General features: G+C 71.4%; 10 protein-coding genes. 7 read left to right on the top strand and 3 right to left on the bottom strand.

Annotated elements, in window-relative coordinates:
* Window positions 1–87: 87 nt before the first annotated feature.
* A complete protein-coding gene (locus BC793_RS37875; protein WP_109601421.1) occupies window positions 88–1053 on the bottom strand; it encodes a glycoside hydrolase family 6 protein in 966 nt (321 codons plus the stop codon).
* Between the two features lie 220 nt (window positions 1054–1273).
* Here BC793_RS37875 and BC793_RS37870 point away from each other — a divergent pair, with 220 nt between their 5' ends.
* Together BC793_RS37870 and BC793_RS37865 are read left to right on the top strand one after the other, a co-directional pair.
* A complete protein-coding gene (locus tag BC793_RS37870) occupies window positions 1274–2287 on the top strand; it encodes a LacI family DNA-binding transcriptional regulator (RefSeq protein ID WP_109601420.1) in 1014 nt (337 codons plus the stop codon).
* Between the two features lie 20 nt (window positions 2288–2307).
* Window positions 2308–3120, top strand: coding sequence for a patatin-like phospholipase family protein (locus BC793_RS37865; protein WP_109601419.1), 813 nt, complete (start codon window positions 2308–2310; stop codon window positions 3118–3120).
* A 32-nt stretch (window positions 3121–3152) separates the two neighbouring features.
* Here the strand turns inward: BC793_RS37865 and BC793_RS49950 are convergent, their stop codons facing one another.
* Together BC793_RS49950 and BC793_RS37855 are read right to left on the bottom strand one after the other, a co-directional pair.
* On the bottom strand, window positions 3153–3776 hold the full coding sequence (locus BC793_RS49950; RefSeq protein ID WP_158319503.1) for an AbfB domain-containing protein: 624 nt from the start codon (window positions 3774–3776) through the stop codon (window positions 3153–3155).
* Window positions 3773–4633, bottom strand: coding sequence for an RNA polymerase sigma factor (locus BC793_RS37855; protein ID WP_109601418.1), 861 nt, complete (start codon window positions 4631–4633; stop codon window positions 3773–3775). Before BC793_RS37855 ends, BC793_RS49950 begins: the two co-directional genes overlap by 4 nt.
* 455 nt (window positions 4634–5088) lie before the next feature.
* On the opposite strand from BC793_RS37855, the gene BC793_RS37850 reads away from it, so the two are divergent.
* The 5 genes from BC793_RS37850 to BC793_RS49945 all read left to right on the top strand — a co-directional run bounded on the left by BC793_RS37850 (window position 5089) and on the right by BC793_RS49945 (window position 11658).
* Window positions 5089–6369: a CE1 family esterase gene (locus tag BC793_RS37850; RefSeq protein WP_170167322.1), complete on the top strand. Its 1281-nt coding sequence runs from the start codon at window positions 5089–5091 to the stop codon at window positions 6367–6369.
* A gap of 77 nt (window positions 6370–6446) precedes the next feature.
* Window positions 6447–7298, top strand: coding sequence for a pyridoxal kinase PdxY (gene pdxY, locus BC793_RS37845; RefSeq protein WP_109601417.1), 852 nt, complete (start codon window positions 6447–6449; stop codon window positions 7296–7298).
* A gap of 174 nt (window positions 7299–7472) precedes the next feature.
* Window positions 7473–8318, top strand: a complete 846-nt coding sequence (locus BC793_RS37840) for a S1 family peptidase (RefSeq protein WP_109601416.1) — start codon at window positions 7473–7475, stop codon at window positions 8316–8318.
* 151 nt (window positions 8319–8469) lie between these two features.
* Entirely contained in the window at window positions 8470–11424 is a 2955-nt protein-coding gene (locus tag BC793_RS37835; RefSeq protein ID WP_109601415.1) for a helix-turn-helix transcriptional regulator, read from the top strand.
* A gap of 81 nt (window positions 11425–11505) precedes the next feature.
* Window positions 11506–11658, top strand: a complete 153-nt coding sequence (locus BC793_RS49945; protein WP_158319502.1) for a hypothetical protein — start codon at window positions 11506–11508, stop codon at window positions 11656–11658.

Raw genomic sequence — 11658 nt, 5'->3', positions numbered from 1 at the left:
GGGCGGTCATCATTATCGATGCATCGGGTGCCGGGCGGGGTGGCCCGCGGACCGGTTCGGGGTCGGTCCGCGGGCCGGGTGACCGGGTCAGTAGCCGTAGATCATCTTGTAGGCGACCTCCGGCAGGAACTGGCCGGCGCTGGAACCGCCGCCGACGCCGCAGTTGCCGTCGGACTCGCCCGGGGTCTTGAGCCACAGCAGCATCTCCGCGCCGCCGCCCATCTGGGTCGGGGTGCCGAGCCGGCGGCCGGACGGGTTGCACCACTGGCCGTTGGAGCCGTTGCCGTTGCGGCTGGTGTCGATCACGAACGGCTTGCTGTACCCGAAGCGCCGCAGCTCGTTGGCGACCCGGTTGCCGTAGTTGCTGTTCTCGCCGGTGGTGAAGTAGTTCGACACGTTGAGCGCGAAGCCGTGCGCACCGGACACGCCCGCGGTGTTGAGGCGTTGCGCCATCGTCGCGGCGTCGACCCAGCCGGAGTTGCCGGCGTCGAGGTAGGCCCAGGTGTGGGGGGCCTTGGACCGGAACTGGCCGAGTGCGCGCGACAGCATGCCGGCGCGCTCGTTGATCTGCGTCTGGCTCATGCAGTTGAAGTCGCCCAGCGAGTCCGGTTCGAGGATCACTACGGCCGGGCGGTTGCCGATCGCGGCGGCGAAGGACGCGATCCACGAGTCGTAGGCGGCGACGCTTCCGGCACCGCCGCCGGAGTGCCCGCCGCACGCGTCCCGGCCGGGAAGGTTGTACGCCACCAGCAGCGGCAGTTTGTCGACCGCGTCGGCGGCGCCGACATACCTGCCGACCGCTCCGTTGATGTCGCCGCTCCAGTTGCCGAACCAGCTGGCCATCGGCTTCTGTGCGATCGAGGTGCGGATGGCGGCGGCGCGCCCGTCCCCGGGGTTGGCGGCGGCCCACGCCGCGGGGCTGGAGTTCGGGTTGACGTAGAAGCCGCTGGTCTGGCTGATCGGGTCGGCGTGGGCGGCGGGGGCGCCGAGCAGCACCGCGGGGACGAGCATCGCGAGGGTGGCGAGTGCTCCGGTGAGGGTTGGTCGTCTCATGAAGTGGGTCTCCTGGACGTGGGGGTGGGGATCGGCCGAGCATGCCTCTGGAAGCGCTTCCAGAAACATGAATTCGCATACTTCGATTTCATGCTGGTTACGTGGACGGCCGCTGTCAAGGGGATCGAGACCGTTTCTGGGACCGCTCCCAGAGATCGACGTCCTTCGACCAGCCGTTACGATCGGGCGGCGAACCCGACCGGAAGGACACGGCATCCCCATGGCCGCAGCGACACCCCGTAGGCAGCCCACCCTCGACGAGGTGGCCGCGCGCGCCGGTGTGTCACGCTCCGCCGCGTCCCGGGTCATCAATCAGGCGCCGTACGTCAGCCGCGCCACCCGCGAGGCCGTCGAGAAGGCGATCAGGGAACTGGGCTACCGGCCCAACCGCACCGCCCGGGCCCTGGCCACCCGGCAGACCGGGATCGTCGCCCTCGCGCTGTCCCACGACGACCCGGCGCTGTTCGCCGACCCGTTCTTCGCGCAGGTCATCGTCGGGGTGTCCGCCGCCCTGGAGGAGACCGACCTGCACCTGCTGCTGTGCCTGGCCAGTTCCGGCCGCGGCCGGTCCCGGCTGACGAACCTGCTGCACGCCCGCGGTGTGGACGGCATCATGCTGATGGCCCTGCACGGAGAGGACCCGCTGACCGGCATCGTCGGCGAGTCCGGCCTGCCCGCCGTCCACGGTGGCCGGCCGTGGCACGCCGAACCGCAGTGGTATGTCGACTCCGACAACCTCGGCGGGGCACGCCTCGCCACCGACCATCTGCTCGGCCTCGGCCGCACCCGGATCGTGACCATCACCGGCCAGATGGCCACCGAGGTCGGCGAGGCCCGCTACCGCGGATACCGGGAGGCGATGGTCATGGCCGGGCTCGTCCCGTACGGCACGGTGGAGGGCGACTTCACCGAGGCCGGCGGCGCCGCGGCGATGAAGGTCCTGCTCGACCGCCACCCCGACCTGGACGCGGTCTTCGCCGCCAGCGACAAGATGGCCGCCGGGGCGCTGCGTGTGCTCAGTGACGCCGGGCGCACCGTGCCGGCCGACGTCGCGGTGGTGGGCTTCGACGATCTCGACATCGCCGCGCAGACCGATCCGCCGTTGACCACGGTGCACCAGTCGATCCAGGCCCTCGGCAAGGAGATGGCCCGGATGCTGATCGCGCTGATCGCCGGGGAGCAACCGACGTCGATCATCCTGCCCACCCGATTGGTGCGGCGCGGCTCGGCCTGAGCGGGGCCTAACCTGTCAGCGTGGATGACGAGACCCCACCGATCCGGATCGGACTGGCGCTCGGCGGCGGCGCGGTGCGCGGCGCCGCTCACATCGGCGTGCTCGACGTCCTGGACCGGGTCGGCCTGCCACCCGCGATCATCACCGGCACCAGTGCCGGTGCGCTGGTCGGCGCCCTCTACGCCCACGGGATGAGCCCGGCGGACATCGCCAAGCTGGCACAGACCCTGCGCTGGGCCCGGCTGGTCCGCCCGGGGCGTACCCGCAAGGCGCTGTTCGAGACGTCGAAGCTCGGGCTGTTCCTGGAGACGGCGCTCGGCGGGGTGGACTTCGAGGACCTGTCGCTGCCGTTCGCGGCGATCGCCTGTGACCTGACCACCGGGCGGGAGGTCGTGATGCGGTCCGGACCGGTGGCCAGCGCCGTGCTGGCCAGCGCCGCCATCCCGGGAGTGTTCTCGCCGGTCGAACGCGACGGGCACCTGCTGGTCGACGGCGGCCTGGTGACCATGGTGCCCGCGTCGCTGGCCCGGGGGATGGGCGCGGACATCGTGATCGCGGTGGACGTGTCCGGTCCGCTGCCCCGGCGCCCGCCGACGACGGTGCTGCACATCCTGGTGGCGGTGAGCACCCTGCAACCCGGCGGCCGCGACTCGCTGGAGGACGACGCGGATCTGGTGCTGAAACCCGAGGTCGACGCGTACGCGTTCTGGGAACTGAACCGGATCCCGGAGTTCGAGGAGTCCGGCCGCGAGGCCATGGAGAAGGCACTGCCGGTGGTCCGCGCGCTGGTGGCGGCGGCCGAGGCCCGCCGCGACTGGCAGCGCGGGGCATGAGCGGGTCCGGCATCGGGCGCGGCGGCAGCCTGTCAGCCGGCCAGCGGGGGCCGTATCCGGAAACTGTTGTCGGCGCGGAACTTCTCGCTTCCGTCGTTGTACCCGATGCGCAGCTCCGTCCCGGTCCACCGTAGGCAGAGCTGCGGGTAGTTGTGTGATTGCAGGATCACGGTCTCGGGCGTCGCGCCGGGCAGCGGGCAGTAGGTGGCGTCCTTCGGCAGGATTGCGGTGCCGTCCGGGGCGTTGGCGTAGGCGAGCAGCTCGTAGTGCCGCAGATATCTGCCGTCGAGCGTCCGGAACGAGTAGCAGTCCGGGTCGGCCAGCCCGGTGACGGCGACGAAGGTGGCCCGGCGCCGGTCGCGGGCGTCGCCGTCGGCCGGCGCGATCACGGCCACGTCGTCGTCGCGGGCGGTCAGGTAGCCGCCACCGGCCCACTCCAGGGAGAGGCGGCCCGGCCTGATCGTCGCCGTCGGCGCGGGAGCGGGCACGGGGCCCGCCGAGTTCGGCGGCGTCGTGTTCCGCGGATCCGGGGCGCTGTTCGTCGTCGGCGCCGGCGGCTCCGGATCGTCTAGGACGATGACCGGTACGGCCACCCCGGCGGCCACCGTGGCGCCGGTGACGGCGGCGACCACCGGATGGGCGGACAGCAGCTTCACCAGGGAGGCTTGATCCCGGTGGCCACCGCACCGGACACGGCCACGGGCGCGGCGCCGGCCGCGGCCGCGGCCAGAACGGACTCGGCGAGAGCGGGCGGTACCGCGAGAGCCGGCAGACTCCCGAGCAGCCGCTCGACCGGTACATGCCGCTGTGCCGCCGGAGCGCACACCGGGCAGGACCGGACGTGCCGGGTCAGACGTTTGCGCCACACCCGGTCCGGGCGGCCGTCCCAGCCGGCCGTCGATCCGGCCAGTTCCGGGCAGGCGCCGGCGCCGAGTGCCGCGATCACCGTCCGGGCCGCGTCCAGTTGTTCGCGCATCCGCTGGATGCGTACGCCGGTGTGGGCCACGGTGAGCCCCAACGTCGCGGCGATCTCCGCGCGGCTCATGGTTCCGGCGACCTCCTGCCACCAGAGCGAGAGCAGGATCCGGTCGTCCGGGTCGAGCCACCGGCCGGCCCGGGCGACCTCCCGCCGCTGGGCGCTCAGCTCGGCGCGCAGCACGCCGGCCCCTTCCGGGTCGGCGCCGAGGTCCGGCCGGTCGACGGCGTCCTCGAGAACGGTCGTCCGGCCGATCCGGGACTCCTCCCGGGTCCGGTAGGTGCCGACCTGCCGGACCGCGATCGACGTCAGCCAGGTCGGAAAGCTGCCGGGACTGCGCAGGGCGGGCAGCTCCCGTACGGCCCGCACCATCGTGTCCTGGACGATGTCGTCCACATCCGCGCTGTTGTCCACCGCGCGGCCGACGACGTTGCGGATCAGCGGCAGGTGGGTGGAGACGAGGTCGGCGAGAGCACGCCGGTCGCCACGTTGCGCGGCGGCGACCATCGTGGCCAGGTTCGTGTCGGGTGCCCTCATAGCTGGGTCACCCTATTCCTCTCGATCGCCGTCGCGGGCCGGCCGGGTGCCCGGGTGTCCGGTCTGGTGGTTCTTTGGGGGTCTTCAGCAATCTGAAGTAATCCAGGTCTAAAAAGCGTTATGCAACGAGGGTGCGCGTGGTCGCAGTACCGGCCAGGACCCCGGCCCTTCGGGCACTGGCCACCTCGTCACCGCTGCTGGCGGGTCCGGCGGGGGGCCAGGCCGCTCGTGCCCGGGCTTCACGGAATCCGCCAAAAATGCTGCTCCGAAAACTGTTATAACCGTGCGCCATGCGCGTTGAGCTGTGTGGACCGGCTCGACCAATGGGATTCCAGGAATACCGTTCAGCGGTTCCATTGAAGCTCTGGGAGCGCTCCCGTAACATGCCTGACGCAACTGTGAGCAGTTTTAAGAATTGTCGTGCATGAATGTGCGGCGACTGGGAGGTCCTCCGAATGACGGAACGAAGAGCATCGCATCGTACGGTCCTCGGCGTGGTGGCCGCCGCCGCGGTCACCCTGGTCGCCGCCGCCACCGCGTTGATGGCCGGCGGGATCGCGTCGGCAGGGCAGATCGGGGCCATGGCGACCACCGCGGGATGCGGCAAGACGCCGACCCTGCGCGACGGCACCTACACCATCCAGAGCGGCGGGCGCGCCCGCACCTACATCCTGCGGCTGCCCGGCAACTACTCCAGCAGCCAGTCGTACCGGCTGGTCGTCGGGTTGCACTGGCTCAACGGCAGCGCCAACGACGTGGTCGGCAACGGCTTCTACGGACTCCAGCAGCGGGCCGCCAACAGCGCGATCTTCGTCGCGCCGCAGGGCCTCGACGCCGGCTGGGCCAACACCGGCGGCCGCGACGTCACCCTCGTCGACGACATCCTGCGTACGGTCGAGAACGACCTGTGCGTCGACACGTCCCAGCGGTTCGCCCTCGGCTTCAGCTACGGCGGCGCGATGAGCTACGCCCTGGCCTGCGCCCGCCCGACGGTGTTCCGGGCGGTCGCCCCGATCGCCGGCGCCAACCTCAGTGGATGCTCCTCGGCCTCCCAGCCGGTCGCCTACTTCGGCATCCACGGCATCCGGGACAGCGTCCTGAACATCTCCAACGGCCGTGGCCTGCGGGACTCCTTCGTCCGCGCCAACGGCTGCACGGCACAGAACCCGCCGGAACCGGCGCAGGGCAGCGGCACCCACATCACCACCAACTACACCGGATGCCGGGCCGGCTACCCGGTCCGGTGGGCGGCCTTCGACGGCGACCACGTGCCGCTGCCGGTGGACCGCAACGCCTCGTCGTCATGGGTGTCCGGTGAGGTGTGGCAGTTCTTCACCCAGTTCGGCAGCACCAGCTCGCCAAGCCCCGGGCCGTCCGACCCGGTGCCCTCGGCGTCGAGCAGCTCGCCGTCCGGGCCCGCGGCGTGCCGGGTCAGCAGCACCGTCAACCCGTGGAGCAACGGCCTGACCGCGAACATCACCGTCACCAACACCGGCGGTTCCGCGGTGAACGGCTGGGCCGTGGCCTTCGACCTCCCGTCCGGGCAGAGCATCACCAACGGCTGGAACGCCACCTACTCGCCGATGTCCGGCCGGGTGGTCGCCTCCAACGTCGCCTACAACGCCACCGTGGCGCCGGGTGCGTCGGTCAGTTTCGGGTTCCAGGCGACCCACTCCGGCAACAGCGGGGCGCCGGCGGCGTACACGCTCAACGGCGCGACCTGCACCAGCGCCTGACGGACCGCACTGGGGGCTGCATCACCGGGGAGCGCGGGCGACCACCCGCGGTCCCCGGTGATGTCTACGCTGAGGACATGAAGGTTCTGTCCATCCAGTCGGCGGTGGCCCACGGGCATGTCGGCAACTCCGCGGCCGTCTTCCCGCTGCAGCGCATCGGTGTCGAGGTCGTCCCGGTCTACACGGTCAACTTCTCCAACCACACGGGGTACGGCGCCTGGCGCGGCCCGCTCATCCCGCCGCCGGACGTGGCCGAGATCCTCCTCGGTGTGCAGGAGCGCGGGGTGTTCCCGCAGATCGACGCCGTGCTGTCGGGCTATCAGGGCGGGGTGGGCATCGCCGACGTCATCGTCGACGCCGTGCGCCGGGTGAAGGCGGAGAATCCCGCGGCCGTCTACGCTTGTGACCCGGTCATGGGCAACGCGAAGTCCGGGTGTTTCGTCGCGCCCGAGATCCCGGTCCTGCTGCGGGACAAGGTCGTGCCGGTGGCCGACATCATCACCCCGAACCAGTTCGAGCTGGGCTTCCTGACCGGCACCGAGCCGGCGTCGGTCGAGTCGACGCTGGAGTCGGCCGACCTCGCCCGCGCGATGGGGCCCTCGACGGTGCTGGTCACCAGCGTGGAGCGGCCCGACCGGGAGGAGGGCACGATCGAGATGCTGGTCGTGGACCCCGCCGGCGCCTGGATCGTGAGCACCCCGCATCTGCCGTTCAAGGCCAACGGGTCCGGTGATGTCACGGCCGCCCTGTTCACGGCGCACTACGTGGCCACCGGGAATGCGGCGGTGGCGCTGGAGCGTACCGCCTCCAGCGTTTTTGATCTGATCGATCTGACCTATCGGTCGGGTGAGCGTGAGCTGCGGCTGGTGCAGGCCCAGGAGTTCTATGCCGCGCCGCGGATGCAGTTCAGCGCCGAGCGGGTTCGCTGAGGTCATAACGCCGCTGTCCGTGGGTTTTTGGATATTGACACGTGCAAATGTCTGATGGGACGGTGCCTACGCCAGGAACACCGGCGTAGGCGTGCCGTCGACCCGTCATGCCCCGCCGCCACCCTGAGCGGCAGGTCGCACCCGGGCTGCCGCTCCGCAGTGAGGGGAACCTTCATGCGTTTTCGACGGGCACTAGCACTCGGCGCCACCACGCTGGCGGCCATCGCCGGCGTCCTGACCGGGCCGGTCGCCCCGGCCCAGGCGGCCGCGCCGGCCCCCACCGCGGTCGCGGTGACGCTGGCGAACACCATCGCGCTGAACAACTGTTCGGCCTCGCTCGTCCGGTTCCCCACCTCGGTCGGCACGGACAGCGCGATGATGCTCACCAACGGGCACTGCTACGAGGGCGGTTTCATCGCCGCGGGCCGGGTCATCCAGAACGTCTCCAGCACCCGCACCGGCACGCTGCTCAACAGCTCCGGCGGCTCGGTGGCCCGGGTCCGGGCGAACCGGGTGATCTACGCGACGATGACCGGCAACGACGTCGCCCTCTACCGGCTGAACACCACGTTCGCGGCGCTGTCGTCGTCGTACGGGGCCGTCCCGCTGACCATCTCGGCCGCACACCCCGCGGCCGGGACGTCGATCGGGATCCCGTCCGGCTACTGGAAGCGGGTCTGGAACTGCTCGATCGACGGTTTCGTGACCACGCTGCGCGAGGACACCTGGACCTGGAAGGACTCGGTCCGCTACAACGCGGGCTGCGACACCATCGGCGGCACGTCCGGATCGCCGATCGTCAGCACCGCCACCGGCGAGCTGATCGGCATCAACAACACCGGCAACGAGAGCGGCGGGCGCTGCACCCTCAACAACCCGTGCGAGGTCAGCGCGTCCGGGGTGGTCACCGTGCTGCAGGGGCGCAGCTACGGCCAGCAGACCTACTGGTTCACCACCTGCCTGAGCGCCACCCGCACCATCGACCTGACCGTCTCCGGCTGCCTGCTCACCAAACCCTGACCTCCGCCTGCCCGGGCCGGCCCGCGCCGGCCCGGGTGGACACCGGGTGCCGGCGAGCGGCATTGCCGTTGTGTCGGGCGCCACTCGAATGATCGAGGCCGGTCGCCGCGATGGTCTTGTGCCCGACTGTCCAAAAGCGAGAACATCACGCATGCTCGACCCCTCGCCCGAGGACGACGGGACCTCACCGACCGTTTCCACGCCGCGTTTCGTCGGCCGCGACCGGGAGCTGGCGGCGCTGCGCGGCGCCCTGGCCAGGTCTCCGGCGATCGTGCTGGTGGAAGGTGAGGCGGGGATCGGCAAGAGCCGGCTGCTGCGCGAGTGGTCGGCCGCGCCGGACCGGCGCACCGCCCTGGTGTCGGTGTGCCCACCGCTTCGTGAGTCGCTGACGTTGGGGCCGATCGTCGACGCGTTCCATGGGATCGAGCGCCCGGTGCCGCGCCTACGGCTCACCGAGCTCGCCGGCGCGTTACGGCCCCTGTTTCCGGAATGGTCCTCGAGCCTGCCGCCCGCATTGCCGGCCCTGGACGATGCGAAGGCGGCCCGGCACCGCCTGTTCCGTGCCCTGGACGAGTTGTTGCGGGCTCTGCGCGTCGACGTTCTCGTGCTCGAGGACGCGCACTGGGCCGACGAGGTGACCCTGGAATTCCTGCTGTTCGTCATCTCCCGGCAGCACTCGGACGGGCTCAGCCTGGTGATCTCGTATCGGCCGGAGGAGGTGGACGACGGATCGCTGTTGCTGCGGCTGACGTCCCGGCTGCCCGCCGGCGTGACCCAGCTGAGGATCGCCCTGGCGCCCATGCGACCCGACGACACGGCGGTGCTGGTGTCCTCGATGCTCGACGGCAAACCGATCTCGCAGGAGTTCACGACGTTCATGCACGATCGGACCGGCGGTGTTCCGCTGGCCGTGGAGGAATCGGTCCGCCTCATGTGCGACCGTGCCGACCTGGTCTTCCGCGACGGGCAGTGGGTCCGGCTGAAGCTGCGCGAGCTACGGGTTCCACCGACGGTTCGCGACTCCACCCGGGAACGGGTGAGCCGTCTGTCGCCGACGGCGCAGCAGGTGTTGCGCGCGGCCGCCACGTTGGCCGAGCGTTCCTCGCCGGCGACGATCGCGATGACCGCCGGCCTGTCACCAGCCGCATGCCGGGGCGCCATCACGGAGGCCGCCGGCGCCGGCATCCTGGACGGAGACGACCGCGAGCGGTGGCGGTTCCGGCATGTGCTGGCCGCCACCGCCGTCTACGAAGCGATCCCCTTGACCGACCGCAGGCAGTTCCACCTGCTGGCCGGCCGGGCCTTGGAGCACCTGCGCCCGCCGCCGGTGGCGCGCCTCGCCCACCACTTCCGGGAGGCCGGCGAGACGCGGTCCTGGGCGCGGTACGCCGAGCAGGGCGCCGAGCTGGCCATGGCCTCGGGTGACCACACCAAGGCGGTCCACCTGCTGGTCGATCTGCTGTCGTGGGCCGTGCTGCCGCCGGTGGACCGGGCGCGGATCGCGCGCATCGCCGGAGTCGCCGCGCTGGGCCGTCGTGAACCGGTCGACGCGGTCTACCACCGTGTGATCCGTACTCTGCGCTCGGTGCTGGAGACCCCCGGCCTCTCCGCCCGCCAGCAGGCCGAGATCCGCAACCCCCTGGGCCGGCTTCTGATCACCGGGGGCGAGGCGCGGGCGGCGCTCAGCGAGCTGGAGCGGGCGGTGGCCGACCTCGACCACGATCCGGTGGAGGCGGCCCGGGCGATGACCTACCTCGGCTGGGCCTACGCGGGACCGTGGCCGGCCTCGACCCATCGGCGCTGGCTGGATCGCGCCGCTGAACTGACCGCTCAGATCGACTCCCCCGCGCAGCGGCTCAACCTGGCCGGAAACCGGGCCGCGGCGCTGCTCATGCTGGGCGAGCAGGAGGCCTGGGACGTCGTCGCCGATCTGCCCGTCGACGGTACGACGGCGGCGGAGCGTCTGGACGTGGCCCGCATCCACGTCAATGTCGGTACCGGGGCGCTGATCTGGGGCCGGTACGCCGACGCCGGACAACACCTGGCGGTGGCCATGCGCCTCGCCGAGGCCGAGCAGGCGTCCCGGTTGCAGCACAACGTCCGGCTCGAACAGGCCAACCTGGCGTGGAACACCGGCCGGTGGGACGGTCTGGTGGAGACGAGCGCGGCACTCGCCGACGCCGACCGGGACCGGCCGGCTCATTATCTCGGCAGCATCCGCCTCGCTGCCCGGCTGGCGGCCGCGGCCGGACGGCGGCGCGCGGCGGAGGAGCAGTTCCGGCTGGTCCTGGAGGAATCCGCCCGGCTCGGCGCGGCCGACGACACGATGGAGGCCGCCGCCGCGCTGGCCAGGCTGTGGCTGACCGACGGAAACAGCCGCCAGGCGCTGCGGATCACGAACGAGCCGATGGACACCGTCCTGCGGAAGGGCATCTGGGTCTGGGCGACGGACCTCGTTCCGGCCCGGATCGAGGCGCTGCTCGCCGCCGGTGACCTGACGGCCGCGACCAGACTGGTCGGCCGGTTCGCCCGTGGGCTGCGTGGCCGTACGGCACCCGCGCCGCGCGCCGCGCTCACCGTGTGCCGTGCCCTGCTGCTCGCCGCGGCCGGCGACCATTCCCGGGCGGCGACGGCCTACGACCGGGCGGCGCGCGCCTGGAGCACGTTGCCGCGCCCCTACGACGCCATGCGCGCCCGTGAGCGCCAGGCCGAGGCGCTCCTGGCGCAGGGCCGGATCGAGCCGGGCCGCGAACTGCTGGCGGAGCAGTACGAGCAGTTGTTCAGGCTGGGCGCCCGCGGCGACGCGGACCGTGTCGCCCAGCGGCTCCGCGAGCACGGCGCCGAGGTCCCGCGATTGTGGCGCGGCGGCCGGAAAGGGTACGGCGACCAGCTGTCACCTCGCGAACTCGACGTGGTCCAGCTGATCGTCGCCGGTAAGACGAACCGGGAGATCAGCCGGATCCTGGCCAAGTCTCCGGCCACCGTGGATCAGCAGTTGCGCGCGGCGATGCGCAAGTTGAAGGTGAACTCCCGGACCGCCCTCGCGGTCAAGGCGGTGGAGGCGGGCGTGTTCGCCGAAGAGGACTCCCTCGACGACGCGTCGTGAAGATTGACGTATCCACCGGATAGCTAAGGCCCCCCGGCCCGCCCGAGCATGACTCCATGATTCATAGCCCACGGGCGATGCATGCCTGAGCAACCCGTCGTGCGTGACGACTCCACCGTCGAGCACCCGCCACCTCCTCTGCTGCCGCGGGAGCCGCACGACAGCACCTGCGACGCCTCCGACGCCCACGACGCCGTCGACCACGAGAGCCACGACCCCTACCAACCCCTGTAG

Origin of the sequence: Actinoplanes xinjiangensis, from assembly GCF_003148685.1 — a bacterium.
In the GTDB taxonomy this organism is placed as follows: Bacteria; Actinomycetota; Actinomycetes; order Mycobacteriales; family Micromonosporaceae; genus Actinoplanes; species Actinoplanes xinjiangensis.
This window is presented reverse-complemented; position numbering and strand designations above follow the sequence as displayed.